Source organism: Streptomyces violaceus, from assembly GCF_036014075.1.
Classification (GTDB): domain Bacteria; phylum Actinomycetota; class Actinomycetes; order Streptomycetales; family Streptomycetaceae; genus Streptomyces; species Streptomyces violaceus.
In genome coordinates this window covers 1337193-1356694 of record NZ_CP107911.1, presented here as the reverse complement: position 1 = coordinate 1356694, position 19502 = coordinate 1337193, and the positions used below count along the sequence as shown (strand labels likewise).

The window sequence follows — 19502 nt, the reverse complement described above, 5'->3', positions numbered from 1 at the left end:
GGCCATCGCTCAGCTCACCCCCTGGCGACGGGCGATCTGCTTGGCCTGGCTGACCGCGTCCCGCCATGCGGCGTCGGGCTTCTTGCCCTTGGCCTCGATGCTGCTCAGCTCGGTCATGAAGGGAGCCATGACGGCGGCGTCCGCGGGTGCCTCGTAACTGGCCGGTATGGCCTTGGCGGCCGGGCCGAACACCTCGATGACCTTCTGCCCGCCGAAGAAGGGGTCGCCGCCCGTCATGGCCGGCATGGCGTACGCCGCCGGTGCGGCGGGGAAGATCGCGGCGTCGGCGAAGCCGCGGGCGTCGTTCGCCGGGCTGAGGATCCAGCTGATGATCTTGAATGCCTCTTCGGGGTTCCGGCACTGCTTGGGCAGGGCCAGGTAGGAGCCGCCCTGGTTGGCCGGGCCGCCGGGCATCGCGCAGACCCGCCACTTGCCCTTCGTCTTCGGGGCCGCCTGCTCGATGTCCAGCGCGTGCCAGGCCGCACCGAGTTCGGTGCTCAGGCTCTTGCCGACGGCGGCGTTCCAGGTGTTGTCGTTGATCTTGGCGTCGAGGCCGAGGGTGTAGGGGCGGACCGCGGTGGTCCACGCGGTGCGGATGTGGTCCTGGTCGCCGATGAAGCGGTTGTCCTTGTCGATGAACCGCTCGGTGCCCTGCCCGACCACCATGTTGAACACCGAGCCGATGTTGTTGACCAGGTAGGTGCCGGGCACCTTCTTCTTCAGCTCGGTGCCGAGCGCGAAGTAGTCCTCCCAGGTCCCCGCCTGGGCCGCGACCTTGTCGGGGGCGGTGGGCAGCCCGGCCTTGTCGAACAGGTCCATTCGGTAGAAGAGCGCGGTGGGGCCGATGTCGATCGGGAAACCGAGCTGCTTGCCGTCCTCGGTCCGGGCGAGCTTGGTCTTCCAGTCCAGGTACTGGGACGAGATGTCCTTGAAGCCCAGGTCGTTCAGGTCGAGGAAGCGGTTCGCGTTGGGCAGGAAGGACGCCATGTCCTCCCCCTTGATGCCGGTGATGTCGGGCACGGAGGTACCCGCCGAGAGTGTGGTGGTGAGCTTCGACTTGAAGTCGCCGCCGATGGAGGCGACGGTCAGCTTCACCTCCTTGCTGAAGTGCGTCTTCGCCTCGGCGACCACCTTGTCGCTGAGCGCGCCTCCCCAGTACCACAAGGTGAGGTTCTTGCCGTTCTTGCCGCCGGCCGAATCCGAGCCGTTGCCGCATGCCACGGTCAGACCGGAGGCGGCCGCGGTGAACGCGGCGGCCTGGAGGAAGCGTCTGCGGGAAAGGTCCACGGGTCACTCCTGTTGTTGCTGTTCGACGTGGAGAGGGGTGCGGGGATCAGTGCCGCCGTTCGGAGGCGCGTGGGCCGACGGACGTGTGAGGGGCCGGCGGGGTGAGGGGGGCGTACGCGACCGACGGCCCGGGATCCACCGGGAGCCGGTCGGCCAGGAAGCCGTACGACCGCTTCAGTTCGGGATCGGTCAGGGAGTGCCACCAGCGGTGCACGCCGTACCAGCCGGGGGCGGCCAGCGCCCCGCCGTGGTGTCCGACGGACAGCCCGGCCGCGAGCACCGCGAACCGCAGCCGCTCCGCCAGCGGCCAGCCGCCGAGCGAGGCGGTGACGAAGGCGGCGCCGAAGACGTCCCCGGCACCCGTCGCGTCGAGCACGTCGACGTCGAGGGCGGGCACGTCCGCGTACTCGCCGGTGATCTGGTCGACGGCCAGTGCGCCGTCCCCGCCCCGGGTGACCACGGCGACCGGCACCAGCTCGGACAGCGTGCCGAGCGCGGCCACCGCGCTGTCGGTGCGGGTGTAGGCCATGGCCTCCGTCTCGTTCGGGAGGAAGGCGTGGCACAGGGCCAGCTGCTCCAGGAGAGCCGGCGGCCACTCCTGCGTGGGGTCCCAGCCGACGTCGGCGTAGACCTGCGTGCCGTTCGCGGCGGCCTTGGCGAGCCACTCGCGCGGCTCGGCCTCGAGGTGCACCAGGGCGGTACGCGCCTCGGGCGGGTCGCCCATCAGCACGTCCTGTGAGTACGGCGGCTCCTGGCCATGGGTGAGCAGGGCGCGGTCGTGGCCGAAGGCGACGGAGACGGTGACCGGGGTCGGCCAGCCGTCCGCCGTCCGGGAGAGCGAGAGGTCGATGCCCTCCTGGTCGCACAGGACGTCCCGGCAGTGCTCTCCGTAGAAGTCGTCGCCGAACACGGTGGCCAGGGAGGTCCTGAGGCCGAAGCGGGAGGCCGCCACCGCGAGGTTCGCGATGCCGCCCGGGCCGCAGCCCATGCCCTCGGTCCAGATCTCCTCGCCGGGCGTCGGCGCCTTGCCGAGCCCCGTGAGGACGAGGTCGTAGAAGAGCAGCCCGGTCAGCAGCACATCGGGCCGGTCATCGTCCACGGAGGTGTCCTCTCGCTCGAGTTTGACGGAGATCGTCAAAACTCTTCATTTCCGTGACCGGAATCGTGCGCCGCTCGGAGAGATTGGTCAATACCCGAGCAGAACTGAGCATGGAAATGATTGAAGATGACGAGTAGTGTTCCGGCCGTGCTGGCAGAACGACGACACCAACTCATCCTGCGGGCCCTTCGCTCCGGAGGCCCCGCGGCTGTGACCGACCTCTCCGAGCGGCTGGGTGTGAGCCCTGCCACTATCAGGCGTGACCTGGTCAAACTGGAAGAAGACGGGCTTCTCACTCGCGTCCACGGCGGCGCCGTGGTCGAGGAGGGCGACCAGCCCTTCGCCGAGGTCGCCGAGGTGCGCGTCTCCGAGAAGGACGCCATAGCGGAGCGCGCGGCGGCGATGATCGAGGACGGCCAGTCGGTCCTGCTGGACATCGGGACGACCGCCTATCGCCTGGCCCGGCAGCTGCACGGCCGCCGGCTCACCGTGATCACCAGCAACCTGGTGGTCTACGAGGAACTGGCCGACGACGAGGGCATCGAGCTGGTCCTGCTCGGCGGCATGGTCCGCCGCGAGTACCGCTCCCTGGTCGGCTTCCTCACCGAGGACAACCTGCGCCAGCTGCATGCCGACTGGCTCTTCCTCGGCACCAGCGGTGTGCGGCCCGGCGGGCAGGTCATGGACACGACGGTCGTGGAGGTGCCGGTCAAACGGGCCATGATCAACGCCAGTGAGAAGGTCGCCCTGCTCGCCGACACGGCGAAGTTCCCCGGACACGGGATGGCGAAGGTCTGCGGCCCCGAGGACCTGGACGTGGTGGTGACGAACGCGCCGGTCGACACGGCGACGCGGGCCTCCTTGCAGGAGGCCCGCGTCGAAATCATCGTGACGGGAAGGGTGCAGACTTGAACCCTCCCCCAGCCGAGGCGGGGGGATTCCTGGCTCGGGCCGCCCCACCGTTCAGCGAACGGCAAGGTCTTACACCCTCAGCACCAGCCGGGTTGGAACCAGCCCGGGGTCTTGAAGCAAGTTCAAGGAGGTGGCGCGTGCTTGGTTCTCGCAACGTGCTGCACGCAGCCTACCGAATCGGAGGAATCCGGTGAAGCTGACGATTCTGGGCGGCGGAGGATTCCGCGTGCCGCTGGTGTACGGGGCGCTCCTCCAGGACCACGCCGAGGGCCGGGTGACGCACGTCGTCCTGCACGATCTGGACACCGGGCGGCTGTCGGCGGTCACCCGTGTCCTCGCCGAGCAGGCGGCCGGCGTCCCCGACGCGCCCGAGGTGAGCGCCACCACCGACCTCGACGAGGCCCTGCGCGGCGCCGACTTCGTGTTCTCCGCGATCCGCGTCGGCGGCCTCGAGGGCCGCGCGAACGACGAACGGGTGGCCCTGGCCGAGGGCGTTCTCGGCCAGGAGACGGTCGGCGCGGGCGGCATCGCCTACGGCCTGCGCACGGTCCCGGTCGCCGTCGACATCGCGCGGCGGGTGGCCCGGCTCGCGCCCGAGGCCTGGGTCATCAACTTCACCAACCCGGCCGGCCTGGTCACCGAGGCCATGTCCCGCCACCTCGGCGACCGCGTCATCGGCATCTGCGACTCCCCGGTCGGCCTCGGCCGCCGCATCGCCCGCGTGCTCGGCGCGAACCCGAAGGAGGCGTGGATCGACTACGTCGGTCTCAACCACCTCGGCTGGGTGCGCGGTCTGCACGTCGCCGGCCGGGACGAACTGCCGCGTCTGCTCGGCGACCCCGATCTGCTCGGCTCCTTCGAGGAGGGCAAGCTCTTCGGCGTCGACTGGCTCCGGTCCCTCGGCGCGATCCCCAACGAATACCTGCACTACTACTACTTCAACCGTGAGGCCGTACGGGCGTACCAGCAGGCCGAGAAGACCCGCGGTGCCTTCCTGCACGACCAGCAGGCCCGCTTCTACGCCGAGATGACAAACCCGGACGCCCCCGCCCTGAAGGTCTGGGACGACACCCGCGCCGAACGCGAGGCCACCTACATGGCCGAGAACCGTGAGACGGCGGGCGCCGGCGAACGCGACGAGGACGATCTGTCCGGCGGCTACGAGAAGGTGGCCCTGGCCCTGATGCGGGCCATCGCCCGGGACGAGCGCACGACCCTGATCCTCAACGTCCGCAACCGGCGCACCCTGTCGGTCCTGGACACCGACGCCGTCATCGAGGTCCCCTGCCACGTCGACGCCAACGGCGCCCACCCCGTCACCGTCGAGCCGCTGCCCGACCACGCCACCGGACTGGTCTGCGCGGTCAAGGCCGTCGAGCGCGAGGTGCTGTCCGCCGCCGACTCCGGCTCGCAGGCGACGGCAGTGAAGGCCTTCGCGCTGCACCCGCTCGTCGACTCCGTCAATGTGGCCCGCCGGCTGGTCGAGGGCTACACCGAGGTCCATCCCGGGCTGGCGTACCTTAGGTGAGCGCCGATCGGTAAGCGCTTTCCCCTCCCGCTCTTCCCGTATCTGGAGACACTTCATGCACGACGAACGCCGCCGCATCGAGGAGCGCGTGCAGCGCCTTCACGACCAGCGCATCAAGACCGCGATCTACGCGGCCACCGTCCCCTTCGAGGTGGAGGCCTGGCAGGCGCCGGGGGAGCCGGTCCCGTTCGAGGAGGCCGCCGCCGCCTCGTACGAGCCGTTCGCGATGGGCACCCCCTGGGGCCCGCCCTGGGGCACCACCTGGTTCCGCATGCGTGGCCAGGTGCCCGCCGAGTGGGCCGGCAAGCGTGTCGAGGCCGTCATCGACCTCGGGTTCGTGGGCGACTGGCCAGGCAACCAGGCCGAAGCCCTCGTGCACCTCACGGACGGCACCCCGCTGAAGGCCGTCAACCCGCTCAACCAGTACGTGGCGATCGCCAACCCGGCGACGGGCGGGGAGACGGTCGACTACCTGGTCGAGGCCGCCTCCAACCCGGACATCCTGGCGGACAACTTCTCGAAGATCACCCCGCTCGGCGACAAACTGACCGCGGGCGACCAGCCGATCTACACCTTCCGCAGCGCCGACATCGCGATCCTCGACGAGGACGTCTGGCACCTCGACCTCGACGTCCAGGTGCTGCGCGAGCTGATGCTGGAGCTGGGCGAGCACGACCCGCGCCGGCACGAGATCGCGCACGCGCTCGACCGGGCGATGGACCTGCTCGACCTGGACGACGTCTCCGGCTCCGCACCCGCCGTCCGCGAGGCGCTGAAGCCGGTCCTGTCCCGCCCCGCGCACGCCAGCGCGCACACCGTCTCCGGCGTCGGCCACGCCCACATCGACTCCGCCTGGCTCTGGCCCATCCGCGAGACCAAGCGCAAGACGTCCCGCACCTTCTCGAACGTCACGTCCCTGGCCGACGAGTACGACGACTTCATCTTCGCCTGCTCCCAGGCCCAGCAGTACGAGTGGGTGCGCGACAACTACCCCAAGGTCTGGGCCCGCATCCAGGAGTCGGTCAAGAAGGGCCAGTGGGCGCCGGTCGGCGGCATGTGGGTCGAGTCCGACGGCAACCTGCCCGGCGGCGAGGCCGTAGCCCGCCAGTTCATCCACGGCAAGCGGTTCTTCATCGAGCACTTCGGCATCGAGACCAAGGGCGTCTGGCTGCCGGACTCCTTCGGCTACAACGCGGCCTACCCGCAGATCGCAAAGCTCGCCGGCAACGAGTGGTTCCTCACCCAGAAGATCTCCTGGAACCAGACCAACAGGTTCCCCCACCACACCTTCTGGTGGGAGGGCATCGACGGCACCCGCATCTTCACCCATTTCCCGCCGGTCGACACCTACAACGCCCGCTTCAGCGGCGAGGAGATGTCCCGCGCGGTCCGCAACTACCAGGAGAAGGGCGGCGCCAGCCGCTCCCTGGCACCCTTCGGCTGGGGCGACGGCGGTGGCGGCCCCACCCGCGAGATCATGGAACGCGCCCGCCGGCTGGCGGACCTGGAGGGCTCGGCGAAGGTCGTCGTCGAACATCCCGACGAGTTCTTCGCCAAGGCCCGCGAGGAGTACCCGGACGCGCCCGTCTGGGTCGGCGAGCTCTACCTGGAGCTGCACCGCGCCACCTACACCTCCCAGGCCCGCACCAAGCAGGGCAACCGCCGCTCCGAGCACCTCCTGCGCGAGGCCGAGCTGTGGGCGACGACGGCCGCGCTGCACGCACCCGGGTACGCGTACCCCCACGAGAAGCTGGACCGGCTCTGGAAGACGGTGCTGCTGCACCAGTTCCACGACATCCTGCCCGGCTCCTCCATCGCCTGGGTGCACCGTGAGGCCGAGGCCGAGTACGCCCGCGTGGCAGGTGAACTCAAGGAGCTCACGGCCGGGGCCCTCGCCGCCCTCGGCGCCGGCGGACCCCGTGCCTTCAACACGAGCCCCTACGACCGCGCCGAGGTGGTCCGCACCGCCGACGGCACGCCGGTGTACGTGGAGGTGCCCGCGAGCGGCTCCGCGCCCCTCGCCGACGCCCAGCCCCCGCAGCCCGTGACGGTGAGCGGCCGGGTGCTCGACAACGGGCTGGTCCGCGTGGAGATCGCCGAGGACGGCACCCTGTCCTCCGTGCGCGACCTGCGCGCGAACCGCGAGGTCCTGGCCGACCAGGGCAACCTGCTGCGCCTGCACACGGACCTGCCCAACTACTGGGACGCCTGGGACATCGACAAGCACTACCAGAACCGCTACACGGACCTGCTGGACGCCACGTCCGTCACGGTCGTCGAGCAGGACCCGCTGGTCGGCGCGGTCCGCGTCGAGCGGTCCTTCGGCAAGGGCTCCACGATCACCCAGACGATCACCGTCCGCGCCGGAAGCCCCCGGATCGACATCGAGACGGACATCGACTGGCACGAGACCGAGAAGATCCTCAAGGCGGCCTTCCCGGTCGACATCCGCGCCCCGCACTCCTCCGCCGAGATCCAGTTCGGCCACATCCAGCGGCCCACCCACACCAACACCAGCTGGGAGGCGGCCCGCTTCGAGGTCTCCGGCCATCGCTGGGTGCACCTCGGCGAACCCGGCTACGGCGTCGCGGTCATCAACGACTCGACGTACGGCCACGACGTGTCCCGCACGGTCCGCGAGGACGGGGGCACCACGACCACCGTCCGCCTCAGCCTGGTCCGCGCCCCGCGCATCCCGGACCCCGAGGCCGACCAGGGCCGCCACCGCTTCACCTACGCGCTGCTGCCCGGCGCGACCGTCGAGGACGCCGTCGCCGAGGGCTACGCCCTCAATCTCCCGCTCCGGGTGGCCGAAGCGGCAGGCGCCCCGGAACCGGTCGTCTCGGTCGAGGGCGAGGGCGTGACGGTGGAGGCCGTGAAGCTCGCCGACGACGCGTCGGGCGACCTCGTCGTACGGCTGTACGAGTCCCGCGGCGGCCGCGCCCAGGGCCTTCTGCGCACCGGCTTCCCGCTCGCAGGCGCCCAGATCACCGACCTGCTGGAGCGACCGCTCGAGGACGCGGACCTCGCCGACGGCGGTGTCTCCGTCACCCTGCGGCCGTTCCAGATCCTGACACTCCGTCTGCGCAGGGGCTGACCCATGGCCATGCAACCCTGGTTCACCGACGCCAAGCTGGGGATCTTCATCCACTGGGGCATCTACGCCGTCGACGGCGTGCAGGAGTCCTGGTCGTTCTACGACGACATCGTCCCCTACGACCAGTACATGTCCCAGTTCGACCGCTTCACGGCCTCCCGCTACGACCCGCGCGACTGGGCGAAGCTCTTCGCGCGGGCCGGCGCCCGGTACGCCGTGCTGACCAGCCGCCACCACGACGGCGTCGCCCTGTGGGACAGCGCCCACGGCGAACTGAACGTGGGCCGCGACCTGATCGGGGGCTACGCCGACGCCCTGCGCGAGCAGGGCCTCAAGGTCGGCCTCTACTACTCGCACTCGGACTGGAGCCACCCCGACTACGCCTCCACCCGCAAGCCCGGCCGCCCGCCGGAGCTGGAGGACAACCGTTACTCCGAGGTCGCCGCCGAGTTCGAGGACCTGGCCGCCTGGGAACGCTTCCTGGCCTACCGGGACGGCCAGATACGGGAACTGGTGTCACGCTACAAGCCCGACCTGCTGTGGTTCGACGGCGAGTGGGACCGCAGCGAGGAGCAGTGGCGCATCCCCGAACTCGCCGCCCTCATCCGCTCCGAGGCCCCGGACGTCGTCTTCAACGCCCGCATGCTCAGCGAGGGCGACTACGCCACCCCGGAACAGGGCGCGCCGGTCATCCCACCGGAGGGCCCCTGGGAGCTCTGCCTCACGATCAACGACTCCTGGGGCCACCAGCACCACGACCACAACCACAAGTCGGTCGACCAGCTGATCCGCTACTTCACCGAGACCATCGGCGGCGGAGGCAATCTGCTCCTCAGCGTCGGCCCGCGCGAGGACGGCACCATCCCGGCCGAGCAGGCGGAGCGGCTGGAAGGACTCGGCACCTGGATCGCCAAGCACGCGGAAGCGGTGTACGGCACCGTCCGGGGGCTCCCGCCGGGCCACCACTACGGCCCGAGTACCCTGTCCAAGGACCGCCGCACCCTCTACCTGACCCTGTTCGACGCCCCACGCGCCGAGATCAACGTCCGAGGCCTGCTCAGCAAGGTGCGCGGGGTGTCGGTCCTGGGCAGCGGCACGGAACTGCCCCACCGCGTCACCGGCGGCCTGCACGAGACACCGGGCATCCTCTGGATCGAACCGCCGGCGGCGGCGGACCTCGACCCGTATGCCACGGTGCTGGCCGTCGAACTGGAAGGGGAACTGGAGCTGTACCGCGGCGCGGGCCGGTTCTGACGAAAGTTTAAGAAAGTGGCAAAAGGCCTGCTCACGGGCGGTATGTGGACGCCCGTGAGCAGGCCGGTTCGCCTGTGCGACACCTGCGGTTCGCCCGGCCCCCCTGGGATCGGAACGCACAGCGAAAGAAAGGTGTCACCGTGCGAGACCCGCGTATGTCCGCCATCGGCAAGGGACTGAAGCGTCGCGGAAGGCTGGTGATAGAGGCGGTCAGTCCCCCGCGCCGGAACCTCGAGGCGATCCCCGCCCCCCGCCCGGCCGCCGACACCTACACCGCCCCGACCGCTCCCCGGCTGGTGGACTCGCCCGTCTTCGTGCTGTCGTCGGTGCGCTCCGGTTCGACCCTGCTGCGCGTCCTGCTCAACAGCCACAGCCGTGTCCGCGCCCCGCACGAGATGCACCTGCGCACCGTGCACGTCAGCCTGTCCCGCGACTTCACCGCGGACGCCATGCAGGCGCTCCACCTCGACAAGGACGAGCTGGAACACGTGCTGTGGGACCGGGTGCTGCACCTCGAACTCACCCGCAGCGGCAAGGACGTCATCGTCGACAAGACGCCGCCGAACACCCTCATCTGGCCCCGCCTGCGCCGATGTTGGCCGAACGCCCGCTACATCCTGCTGCTCCGCCACCCCGGCGCGGTCGTCGCCTCCCTCACCAGCCGCCGCACCGACCCCGATCACGAGGCCGTCCGCGCCGAGGTCCTCGAGTACAGCGAGAAGCTGGAGGAGGCCCGCCGGAACCTCGACCCGCACGTGATCACGTACGAGGAGCTGACCGCCGAACCGGAGAAGGTCACCCGGGGCATCTGCGACCACCTCGGCGTGCCCTGGGAGCCCGGCATGCTCGACTACGGCAGCAAGGACCACGGCACCTTCCGCCCCCAGCTCGGCGACTGGTCCAGCACCATCAAGTCCGGCCGCATCCAGACGGCCCGCTCCGCGGACCCGGACGTCGAACTGCCCCCACGCCTGAAGGAACTGGCCCAGGCGTGGGGGTACAGCGCTTAGAGGGAGCTGGAGGGCCCTAGAGGGGCAGGGCCCCGACCGCGGTCTGCGGGGCCGCCCCGACGGAGTCGACCGGCATCGGCGGCAGCGGCTCGGCCGCCTCCGCCCGCTGCTGGGGCAGCGACACCGGACGCAGCGGGCGCGGCCCCGACACCACTGTGTAGTCCTGGCCCAGGAACGGCGGAGCCACCTCGCCCGGGTCCTCGCCGAGCGCCAGCCGCACGGCCGCCCAGGGGGCGTTGACGCCGCACAGGGACAGCTGGTGCAGGCCGCCGGCCGGGCGGGTGTTGACGTCCATGAGGACCGGCCGGTCGCCGAACATCCGGAACTGGATGTTGGACAGGTAGTGCAGACCGAAGCCCTCCGCGATCCGCCGGGCCGGGTCCAGCCACTGCTCGTGCAGCGTGAAGCCCCGGCGGCGGCCGTTCTTGGTGCGGCCCACGGCCATCCGGAGCCGGTTGTCCGGACCGGTCAGGCAGTCCACCGACACCTCGGGCTGCTCCAGGCGCGGCATCACCAGCCAGTCCACCGGTTCCTCGGCCTGCCGCAGCGCCTCAAGCACCAGATCGAGCGGCACGTACGGGCTGGGGAACCCGTTCAGCTGCGACAGCGAGAAGGGCGAGCGCGTGATCACGCGGAAGCCCACCCCGCCCGCTCCGGACGCCGGCTTGAAGCACGCCGTGTGCCCGCCGGCCTCCAACTCCTCGACAGCGGCTACCAGTTCGCCCTCCGAGCGGACCCGATACCACGGCGGCACCGGCACGCCGATCGCCTGGACCGCCTCGTAGGCGATCACCTTGTCGTGGAAGACGGCCACCGCCTCGGGCGGGGGCGCCAGCACCGCCGTACCGGCCGCCTCGAACTCCGCGCGGTGCGCCACGATCGCCGACTGGTGCAGCCGGGGCACGAACACATCGATGCCGCGCCGCGCGCACTGCACCAGCGCGTACTCGACGTACCCGGCCGGGGACAGGCCCTCGGGCTCCAGCTCGGCGGTGTCGGCGGCGGCCAGCACGGGGGAGTCGGGGTCGCCGTGGGTGGCATGGATCTCGACGGCCCGGTCGCTGGGATTTCTCCGCAGCTGATCCATGAAGAACACGTTCTCCGCGTACGTGCGGTTGAGCCAGACGCGTACGCGAGAGACCATGCAGGCCGCCTTTCACGGTTCGCGGGCAGGGCTCAGCGGCCCGTGCCCGGGCAGGATGAATGTGGGTACACCAAACCGCCCCTGCGAAGGGAAGTTTTCAGCGGTGGTGTTGGGGCCGATCATACGGCTTCGGCGGGCTCTCTCGTGCAACGCGCGTGTGAAGGATTCCTCCCGTCGCGGTCATCCGGCCGGTCTTGTCCCCGGGCGCCGAGATGTGATCTCTTGGTGGCGTTCGTGTGTGCGGAGGGGGACGAAGGGTGACATCGACGGCCGGTGGGGCCGGACAACTGCTGGCCATCAGCGATCTGCACATCGGCTACCCGGCGAACCGCGCCCTGGTCGAGCGCATGGCGCCCGTGACGGACGACGACTGGCTGCTCGTGGCCGGTGATGTCGCGGAGACCGTCGCCGACATCCGCTGGACCCTCGAGACGCTCGCGGGCCGCTTCCGCAAGGTCGTCTGGGTGCCCGGGAACCATGAGCTGTGGACCCATCCGAGCGACTCCGTCACCCTGCGCGGCGTCGCCCGATACGAGTACCTGGTCGAGCTGTGCCGGGAACTCGGCGTGACGACACCCGAGGACCCCTACCCCGTCTGGGACGGCCCCGGCGGCCCGGTGGCCGTCGCCCCGCTGTTCCTGCTGTACGACTACTCGTTCCTGCCGGCCGGGTGCACGACCAAGGAGCAGGGCCTGGAGTACGCCCACGGCACGGGGATCGTGTGCTCCGACGAGTATCTGCTGCACCCCGACCCGTACCCGAGCCGGGAGGCCTGGTGCCGGGCCCGGGTCGCCGAGACCGAACGCAGACTCGCCGAGCTGCCCGGCGACCTGCCCGTGATCCCCGTCAACCACTACCCGCTGGACCGGCATCCGATGGACGTCCTGTGGCACCCCGAGTTCGCCATGTGGTGCGGCACCGGCCTGACCGCCGACTGGCACCGCAGGTTCCGCGTCCACACGATGGTCTACGGCCACCTGCACATCCCCCGCACCACCTGGCACGAGGGCGTGCGCTTCGAAGAGGTGTCGGTCGGCTATCCCCGCGAGTGGCGCAAGCGGTCCGAGCCGCCGGGGCGGCTGCGGCGCATCCTGCCGAGGGAGGGCGAGGAGAGGTGATCGAGGAACTGCTGCCCGCGAGCGTGGTCACCGTGGAGGCCTACGGCCAGGACGGCGCGGACACCCCGCTGTACCCCGAGGAGGCGGCGCTCATGTCGCGGGCGGTCGCCAAGCGCAGGCGGGAGTTCGCTGTCGTACGCTCCTGCGCCCGCCGCGCCATGGAGAAGCTCGGTGTGCCGCCGCAGCCGATCCTGCCCGGGGAGCGCGGCGCCCCTGGCTGGCCGGCCGGGCTGGCGGGCAGCATGACGCACTGCGACGGCTACTGTGCCGCCGCCCTGGTCCGCGCCGCCGACCTGGCCTCCCTCGGTGTCGACGCCGAGGTCCACGGGCCGCTGCCCGAGGGGGTCCTGCCCTCGGTGTCCCTGCCGTCCGAAGCGGAGCGGCTGCGCCGGCTGGCGGCGCAGCGTCCCGACGTCCACTGGGACCGGCTGCTGTTCAGCGCGAAGGAGTCCGTCTACAAGGCGTGGTTCCCCCTCACCGGGAAGTGGCTGGACTTCATGGAGGCGGACATCGAGATCTCCGTCGACGGGGGCTTCCGCGCGACGCTCCTCGTCCCCGGCCCGCTGGTGGGCGGCCACCGCCTAGACCGTTTCGAGGGCCGCTGGACAACATCCCGCGGTCTGGTCGCAACGGCCGTCGCTGTCTCACACGACTGAGGCGCCGCGCCCCTCAGGGGCGCGGGGAACCGCGCGACCAGCCCCGAACAGCCCGCACCCGGAAGACCACCCGCACTCCCGAGCTCGACTCTCCGCCCCCGGACAGGCGCTACGACTCAGGACACCAGCTCCGCAGCAACCCGAAGAACTCCTCCTCATTACCGGTCAGCCCGGCCCGTTCGAGAGCCACCTCCGCCTCGGCGAGAACGGCGGGCGGCACGATCGCGGGGCGGCTGCCGGTCTCCAGATCGAACGCGGCCCGGACGGTGTGCAGCAGTCGCAGATAGGCCTGGACGGCGGTGCGCTCACGGTCGGTCAGTACGGCGGTCTGCATCGGTCGGCTCTCCCCGTGTCGGCGTCATCGGTCCCGCGCCGGTGCGGCACGCACGCCCCCCCCCACAGGAAGGGCGCACCTCCAGCTTGCCGTCCACCACTGACAATCCGGCCCCGCCGCCCCTCGGTTCGCCCGCTCGGCGGAGGAACCAGGACGGCCGGTCAGCCCTGCGGCCCCCGATACCCCAGCGACGCCTCGATCCGCCCCGCCAGATGGTCGCGCTGCACCGGCCCCCGCGACGACGAACCGGCCAGCCACGCACGGCACTTGCTGGCCAGCAGCAGACCGAAGCTCTCGGCCTCCTTCTCGTCGTCCTGGTCGAAGCGGGTGCGCGCCGCGACCTTCAGGACCGTCGCCTGGAGATCGGCGTTGTCGTCGAGCAGCCGGGCCGCGACCGCCGCGCCCTCTACGTGGTGGGAGCAGTGCCCGGCGTTCATGTGCCACAGCTCGTGGCCCAGGATCACCAACTGGTGGTCCGGCGCGGTGCGTTCCTCGATCACGACGAGGTCCTGCTCGGCCATGTCGAGCCACAGCCCGCTGGCGGTTCCGATCGGGAAGGCGGCGGTACGGAAGTGGACGGGCCGGCCACGGCGTCTGCTCATGGCGTCGCACAGCGCGGCGTACAGCTCGTCGGGCCGCGCCGGCGCGGGGAGGGTCAGCTCCGCGACCAGCTCGCCGCACAGGCGGCGCATTTCCTTACCGATGCCCACAGTTCTCCCCACGGTCACGAATCGGGCCGCTTGACGCTCTCCAGGAGCATGTCCAGCCACTCCGCGACCTTGTCGCGGTGCTGGTCGGTGGGCAGCTGCGCGGCCCGCCAGGCGATGCCGCGCACGCCGTGGTCCTGCAACAGCCGCTCCAGCGGGTCGTCGGCCGCCGCGGCCGCCTCCCGCTCGCGGTCGGCGAGCTTCTGCAACAGCTCCTGCTCGATGTGCTGGAGGGCGCTCACGAGCGCCTCGGGGTCCTCCGCGGTGAGGAAACCGGCGTGCACCCGGAAGAACCGCTGGAGGGCGTCACAGTGCTCCATGGTCGGCCGCCGGTCGCCGTTGATCAGGGCGCCGGCCTGCTGCCGGGACATGCCCGCACCGTCGGCGATCTCCTGCTGGGTGTATTTGCGGCCGGTGGGCTTGAGCCGGGTCCGGCGCAGCAGGTCCAGGCGCTGCAGGAACCGGGCCTGCACATCGGGCTCGCCCGCGGGCCTGCCGCAGAGCAGGGCCTTCACCACCGGTTCCGGAACCCCGGAGGCGACGGACAGCCGGCCGATGCCGAAGACCTCGGCGTGCGGCACGCCGAGTCGGTCGGCAAGCGCGGTGACACGGGAGACGACGGCCGGTAGCACGGCCGTCGGCGTGGCGCCCGGACTTTCGACGAAGCCACCCGTCACCGACAGATCTCCTACGTCTCTCACAGGCTTCTCACAAGTGGATGCCGTGACTTTCCCCGGCGTGAACTTCCCGGAGCGTAGCCGGTGCTTCGAACTCACATCCAGGTCTCGCCACAACTGTGGCCAATTTCAGCCGTCAACAGGCACGAAATGCCACGATAGTTGACACGCCTCAGCTTCGGGCAGCAGGATCGGGGCGCCGCGTCAAGGCCGCACAGGCAAGAGGGGTGACCTCCCGATGGCATATCAGGCAGGAGGGCAGCGGCCGGCACCGCGGCCCGTCGCCGAGACTCCAGGGGCCCAGGCCTATCTGGAGGACTACGCCGGGCTTCTTGAGGCCGTCTCCTCCCCCTCATTCGTCGTCGACCACTGCTGGGACGTGGCGCTGACCAATAGCGCGTTCCGGTCACTTTTCGGTGGCGTGGGTCCGCACGCGACGGCCATGCCGGGCGACAACTTCCTCAGGTTCGTGCTGTTCCACCCCGACGCCCCCACCGTGCTCGGCGAGCACGAGTCGAGCTGGTGTCTGCCGATGCTCGCGCACTTCGCGCGCACCGTGGAGAGCCACGGCCCCGACCACGGGCTCCAGGCCATCCGCCGTGACATCGCCCAGGACCCGATCATGGAGGCCGCGTACCGGCAGGGCCTGCCGCACTGGATCCGCTCGGTCGGCGAGGGTGCCGTCGAGCACGACGGTGCCGTACGGCCGCTGCTGCACCCGGACCCGCGCCGGGGTGCCACCGAGTGCCGGGTCGTCGTCGAGACGTCCAGGACGCTCGAGGAGCTGGGCTGCACCCGGTTCACGTTCGTGCTGCGCGAGGCCCGCCGTGCCCCGTCCAGGCAGCGCGGGACGCGTCGTACCGCCTCCCACCTGAGGGTCGTGCCGGCGGCCGACTGAGCGCTCCCGGCCTCGCTCAACCGGCGCTCGCCCCATTCCCAGACGATGTGGTGTGTGACATAGTACTGGCGTGAGCGAGTCGCTGACCTGCGATGTCGTGGTGGTCGGAGCCGGAGTGGTCGGCGCCGCCTGTGCCTTGTACGCGGCCCGTGCCGGCCTCGATGTCGTCGTGGTGGACCGGGGCGCGGTGGCCGGCGGTACGACCGGCGCGGGGGAGGGGAACCTCCTCGTCTCCGACAAGGAGCCCGGACCCGAGCTCGAACTCGCCCTGCTGTCCGCCCGGCTGTGGGCCGAACTGGCCCGGGAGGGGCTGGGCGAGGCCGTCGAGTACGAGGCCAAGGGCGGTGTCGTCGTCGCCGGCACCGACGGGGCACTGGCCGGTCTAGAGGAACTCGCCGCCGGGCAGCGCGCGGCCGGGGTCGAGGCCGTCCCCGTGCCGCCCGACCGGCTGCCCGACCTGGAGCCGTACCTGGCTCCCGGTCTCGCGGGCGGCATGCACTACCCGCAGGACGCCCAGGTGATGCCCGCCCTCGCGGCGGCGCACCTGCTGCGCGCCTCGAACGCCCGGCTGGTCACCGGCCGGGAGGTGACCGCGGTGCCGCGTGGGCCCGGCGGTGCGGTGCGCGGGGTGCGGACCGACCGGGGCGACATCCACGCCCCGGCCGTAGTCAACGCGGCCGGCACCTGGGGCGGCGAGACAGCGGCCCGCGCGGGCGTGTCCCTGCCCGTGCTGCCCCGGCGTGGCTTCGTCCTGGTCACCGAGCCGCTGCCGCCCCGCATCCGGCACAAGGTGTACGCCGCCGACTACGTGGGCGATGTCGCGAGCGACTCGGCGGCGCTGCAGACCTCCCCGGTGGTGGAGGGCACGCCCGCCGGGCCGGTCCTGATCGGCGCCAGCCGCGAACGGGTCGGCTTCGACCGGTCGTTGTCGCTCCCGGCACTGCGCGCGCTGGCGGCGGGCGCGACAGACCTCTTCCCCTTCCTCGCCGAGGTCCGGGCCCTGCGCACGTACGTGGGCTTCCGGCCGTATCTCCCGGACCATCTGCCCGCGATCGGGCCGGATCCCCGGGCGCCCGGACTTCTGCACGCCTGCGGGCACGAGGGCGCGGGCATCGGTCTCGCCACCGGCACGGGCCGTTTGATCTCCCAGGCGTTGACCGGGCAGGTGCCGGACCTGGACCTCGGCGCGTTCCGGCCCGACCGCTTCACCGAGGAGGCCGAGTGAATCCGCTGGAGCTGGCGGGAGCCAGGCCCGGCCCCGCCTTCACGGTCACGTTCGACGGGCGGCCCGTCGAGGCGCTGCCCGGGCAGACGGTCGCCGCCGTGCTGTGGGCGGCGGGCATCACCTCCTGGCACGCCACCCGGGGCGAGGGCCGTCCGCGCGGGGTGTTCTGCGGGATCGGCGTCTGCTTCGACTGCCTGGTGACCGTCAACGGCCGCCCCAACCAACGCGCCTGTCTGGTGCCGGTACGGCCGGGGGACGTCATCGGCACACAGGAGGGGACGGGCCATGAGGGGGTGCGCCATGCGGACTGACCTGGTCGTGATCGGGGCCGGACCGGCCGGTCTCGCCGCGTCCCTCGCGGCGGCCGCGCGGGGCACGCGGGTCGCGCTCGTCGACGGGGCCACGGAGGCGGGCGGGCAGTTCTACCGGCAGCCCGCCGCCGGGCTCGGGGCCGGGCGGCCCGAAGCGCTGCACCACCGGTGGCGGACCTGGGAGCGGCTGCGCGACGGACTCGCCGCCGGCGCGGTACGGGTGCTGACCGATCATCATGTGTGGTGTGTGGAGCGCGGGCCCGGCGGCTTCGTCGTGCACGCGCTGCTCGGACCGGAGCAGGAGGAGCCGGCCGAGGTGCACGCCCGTGCCGTGCTCCTGGCCACCGGCGGCTACGAGCAGGTGCTGCCCTTCCCCGGCTGGACCCTCCCGGGCGTCGTCACCGCCGGGGGCGCCCAGGCCATGCTCAAGGGCGGACTGGTGGTGCCGGGGCGCCGAGCCGTCGTGGCCGGGACCGGGCCGCTGCTGCTGCCCGTGGCGACCGGGCTCGCGGCAGCCGGTGTGGAGGTCGCCGCGCTCGTCGAGTCCGCCGGCCCGGCGCGCCTCGCCCGCCATGGCCCGGCCCTGGCCGGCAAGCTCCCCGAGGGCGCCGGATACGCCGCCCGGCTGCTGCGCCACCGCGTGCCGTTCCTCGCCCGGCACACCGTCGTCCGCGCCCACGGCGACGAGCGGCTGACCGGTGTCACGGTCGCCGCCCTCGACAGCGGCGGACGCGTCAGGACCGGAACCGAGCGGCACCTGACCTGCGACACCCTGGCCGTCGGGCACGGCATGCTCCCGCACACCGACCTGGCGGAGGGCCTCGGCTGCGGCCTCGACGGGGTCGCCGTGGCCGTCGACGCCGAGCAGCGCACGGACGTGCCCGGCGTGTGGGCGGCAGGCGAGGCCACCGGCGTCGGCGGCGCGGCCCTCGCCCTCGCCGAGGGGCACATCGCCGGGTGCTCCGCCGCCGCGTCCCTGCACGGCACCGACCCCGACCCGGCCCCCGCCGCTCTCAAGGCCCGTACGCGGCTCGGGAGATCCGCCGCCGCCCTCGACGCCGCCTACGTGCCGCCCGCGCACTGGCCCGAGCAGGTCACCGACGACACCGTGGTCTGCCGTTGCGAGGAGGTCACCGCCGGTGCCGTGCGCGACGCCCTGGACCTCGGGGCGGGTGACGTGCGCACCGTGAAGCTGCTCACCCGGGCCGGGATGGGCTGGTGCCAGGGCCGGATGTGCCAGTCCGCGGTCGCAGGTCTCGCCGGATGCCCACCGACCCCGGCCAGAAGGCCGTTCGCCCATCCCGTGCCGCTCGGCGTCCTCGCACGGCAACACTCCCAGGAGGGACAGTCATGACCGACCACCGCCCCTGGCGCGGCGTCCTCGTCGCCACCGCGCTCCCGCTGAACGACGACCTCTCCGTGAACTACGACCGGTACGCCGAGCACTGCGCCTGGCTCGTCGGGAACGGCTGCGACGGCGTCGTGCCGAACGGCTCCCTCGGCGAGTACCAGGTGCTCACCCCCGAGGAGCGCGCCCGGGTCGTCGAGACGGCCGTCGCCGCGATCGGCGGGCGGCGCGTCATGCCCGGCGTCGCCGCGTACGGGTCCGCCGAGTCCCGGCGCTGGGCCGAACAGGCGGGCGAGGCGGGGTGCGAGGCGGTGATGCTGCTGCCGCCGAACGCCTACCGCGCCGACGAGCGGTCCGTCGTCGCCCACTACGCCGAGGTCGCGAAGGCCGGCCTGCCGGTCGTGGCGTACAACAACCCGATCGACACCAAGGTCGACCTGGTGCCGGAGCTGCTCGCCCGGCTGCACGGCGAGGGGCACATCCGGGGCGTGAAGGAGTTCTCCGGCGATGTCCGCCGGGCCTACCGGATCGCCGAACTCGCTCCCGAACTGGACCTGTTGATCGGCGCGGACGACGTCCTGCTGGAACTGGCCGTCGCGGGCGCCAAAGGCTGGGTCGCGGGCTACCCGAACGCGCTGCCCCGGGCCTCGGCCGAGCTGTACCACGCGGCCGTCGCCGGCGACCTCGACACCGCGCGGGGTCTGTACCGGCAGCTGCATCCGCTGCTGCGGTGGGACTCGCGGGTTGAGTTCGTCCAGGCCATCAAGCTGTCCATGGACCTCGTCGGCCGCCACGGAGGCCCCTGCCGACCACCCCGTGTGCCGCTGCTGCCCCAGCAGGAGGCGGCGGTCCGCGCGGCCACGGAGAAGGCCGTAGCGGCCGGATTGGCATAGGGAC

The 19502-nt window shown here is 71.7% G+C and carries 18 protein-coding genes; 12 read left to right on the top strand and 6 right to left on the bottom strand.

The genetic code is table 11. The features are described from left to right. Positions 1-9 precede the first annotated feature (9 nt). Positions 10-1287: an ABC transporter substrate-binding protein gene (locus OG542_RS06130; RefSeq protein WP_328408897.1), complete on the bottom strand. Its 1278-nt coding sequence runs from the start codon at positions 1285-1287 to the stop codon at positions 10-12. A gap of 46 nt (positions 1288-1333) precedes the next feature. After that, positions 1334-2386 carry a carbohydrate kinase family protein gene (locus tag OG542_RS06125; protein WP_328408895.1) on the bottom strand — a complete coding sequence of 351 codons (1053 nt, stop codon included), beginning with the start codon at positions 2384-2386 and terminating at the stop codon, positions 1334-1336. A gap of 147 nt (positions 2387-2533) precedes the next feature. Between OG542_RS06125 and OG542_RS06120 the strand changes: the two genes are divergently transcribed. The 5 genes from OG542_RS06120 (at position 2534) to OG542_RS06100 (ending at position 10187) form a co-directional block, all read left to right on the top strand. Then, positions 2534-3298, top strand: coding sequence for a DeoR/GlpR family DNA-binding transcription regulator (locus OG542_RS06120; protein WP_328348367.1), 765 nt, complete (start codon positions 2534-2536; stop codon positions 3296-3298). Between the two features lie 190 nt (positions 3299-3488). Further along, positions 3489-4826: a 6-phospho-beta-glucosidase gene (locus OG542_RS06115; protein WP_328408893.1), complete on the top strand. Its 1338-nt coding sequence runs from the start codon at positions 3489-3491 to the stop codon at positions 4824-4826. Between the two features lie 55 nt (positions 4827-4881). Further along, entirely contained in the window at positions 4882-7923 is a 3042-nt protein-coding gene (locus tag OG542_RS06110) for an alpha-mannosidase (RefSeq protein ID WP_328408891.1), read from the top strand. Between the two features lie 3 nt (positions 7924-7926). Next, the gene (locus OG542_RS06105) at positions 7927-9177 is read left to right on the top strand and encodes an alpha-L-fucosidase (RefSeq protein WP_311128742.1); all 1251 of its coding nucleotides are present in this window, start codon (positions 7927-7929) and stop codon (positions 9175-9177) included. Between the two features lie 140 nt (positions 9178-9317). After that, entirely contained in the window at positions 9318-10187 is an 870-nt protein-coding gene (locus OG542_RS06100; RefSeq protein ID WP_311128743.1) for a sulfotransferase family protein, read from the top strand. 16 nt (positions 10188-10203) lie between these two features. Here OG542_RS06100 and OG542_RS06095 read toward each other — a convergent pair whose 3' ends face one another. Then, a complete protein-coding gene (locus OG542_RS06095) occupies positions 10204-11331 on the bottom strand; it encodes an ATP-grasp domain-containing protein (protein WP_328408888.1) in 1128 nt (375 codons plus the stop codon). A 257-nt stretch (positions 11332-11588) separates the two neighbouring features. Between OG542_RS06095 and OG542_RS06090 the strand changes: the two genes are divergently transcribed. Together OG542_RS06090 and OG542_RS06085 are read left to right on the top strand one after the other, a co-directional pair. Next, on the top strand, positions 11589-12449 hold the full coding sequence (locus OG542_RS06090) for a metallophosphoesterase family protein (protein ID WP_328408886.1): 861 nt from the start codon (positions 11589-11591) through the stop codon (positions 12447-12449). Continuing rightward, a complete protein-coding gene (locus OG542_RS06085; protein WP_328408884.1) occupies positions 12446-13105 on the top strand; it encodes a 4'-phosphopantetheinyl transferase family protein in 660 nt (219 codons plus the stop codon). The genes OG542_RS06090 and OG542_RS06085 overlap by 4 nt, the downstream gene beginning before the upstream one ends. A 109-nt stretch (positions 13106-13214) precedes the next feature. Here OG542_RS06085 and OG542_RS06080 read toward each other — a convergent pair whose 3' ends face one another. From OG542_RS06080 to OG542_RS06070, 3 genes are all read right to left on the bottom strand, one after another. After that, positions 13215-13439 (bottom strand): hypothetical protein, encoded by a 225-nt coding sequence (locus tag OG542_RS06080; RefSeq protein WP_184588240.1) that lies wholly within the window; start codon positions 13437-13439, stop codon positions 13215-13217. Positions 13440-13600: 161 nt separating this feature from the next. Then, the gene (locus tag OG542_RS06075; protein ID WP_184590150.1) at positions 13601-14131 is read right to left on the bottom strand and encodes a toxin-antitoxin system, toxin component; all 531 of its coding nucleotides are present in this window, start codon (positions 14129-14131) and stop codon (positions 13601-13603) included. Positions 14132-14163: 32 nt separating this feature from the next. Further along, positions 14164-14823: a helix-turn-helix domain-containing protein gene (locus OG542_RS06070; protein ID WP_189726086.1), complete on the bottom strand. Its 660-nt coding sequence runs from the start codon at positions 14821-14823 to the stop codon at positions 14164-14166. Between the two features lie 238 nt (positions 14824-15061). Here OG542_RS06070 and OG542_RS06065 point away from each other — a divergent pair, with 238 nt between their 5' ends. The 5 genes from OG542_RS06065 (at position 15062) to OG542_RS06045 (ending at position 19498) form a co-directional block, all read left to right on the top strand. Further along, the gene (locus OG542_RS06065; protein ID WP_328408882.1) at positions 15062-15721 is read left to right on the top strand and encodes an MmyB family transcriptional regulator; all 660 of its coding nucleotides are present in this window, start codon (positions 15062-15064) and stop codon (positions 15719-15721) included. 70 nt (positions 15722-15791) lie between these two features. Continuing rightward, a complete protein-coding gene (locus OG542_RS06060) occupies positions 15792-16946 on the top strand; it encodes an NAD(P)/FAD-dependent oxidoreductase (RefSeq protein WP_328408880.1) in 1155 nt (384 codons plus the stop codon). Beyond that, positions 16943-17257: a (2Fe-2S)-binding protein gene (locus OG542_RS06055; protein WP_328408878.1), complete on the top strand. Its 315-nt coding sequence runs from the start codon at positions 16943-16945 to the stop codon at positions 17255-17257. Before OG542_RS06060 ends, OG542_RS06055 begins: the two co-directional genes overlap by 4 nt. Continuing rightward, positions 17247-18611 (top strand): FAD-dependent oxidoreductase, encoded by a 1365-nt coding sequence (locus OG542_RS06050; protein ID WP_328408876.1) that lies wholly within the window; start codon positions 17247-17249, stop codon positions 18609-18611. Before OG542_RS06055 ends, OG542_RS06050 begins: the two co-directional genes overlap by 11 nt. Continuing rightward, positions 18608-19498 (top strand): dihydrodipicolinate synthase family protein, encoded by an 891-nt coding sequence (locus tag OG542_RS06045; RefSeq protein ID WP_328408874.1) that lies wholly within the window; start codon positions 18608-18610, stop codon positions 19496-19498. The genes OG542_RS06050 and OG542_RS06045 overlap by 4 nt, the downstream gene beginning before the upstream one ends. Positions 19499-19502: the final 4 nt, after the last annotated feature.

Excerpts from the sequence above, each read along its gene's own strand:
- OG542_RS06080 (WP_184588240.1), bottom strand. The coding sequence starts at position 13,439 with ATGCAGACCGCCGTACTGACCGACCGTGAGCGCACCGCCGTCCAGGCC.
- OG542_RS06105 (WP_311128742.1), top strand. The coding sequence starts at position 7,927 with ATGGCCATGCAACCCTGGTTCACCGACGCCAAGCTGGGGATCTTCATC.
- OG542_RS06075 (WP_184590150.1), bottom strand. The coding sequence starts at position 14,131 with ATGCGCCGCCTGTGCGGCGAGCTGGTCGCGGAGCTGACCCTCCCCGCG.
- OG542_RS06065 (WP_328408882.1), top strand. The coding sequence starts at position 15,062 with ATGGCATATCAGGCAGGAGGGCAGCGGCCGGCACCGCGGCCCGTCGCC.
- OG542_RS06095 (WP_328408888.1), bottom strand. The coding sequence starts at position 11,331 with ATGGTCTCTCGCGTACGCGTCTGGCTCAACCGCACGTACGCGGAGAAC.
- OG542_RS06110 (WP_328408891.1), top strand. The coding sequence starts at position 4,882 with ATGCACGACGAACGCCGCCGCATCGAGGAGCGCGTGCAGCGCCTTCAC.
- OG542_RS06045 (WP_328408874.1), top strand. The coding sequence starts at position 18,608 with ATGACCGACCACCGCCCCTGGCGCGGCGTCCTCGTCGCCACCGCGCTC.
- OG542_RS06050 (WP_328408876.1), top strand. The coding sequence starts at position 17,247 with ATGCGGACTGACCTGGTCGTGATCGGGGCCGGACCGGCCGGTCTCGCC.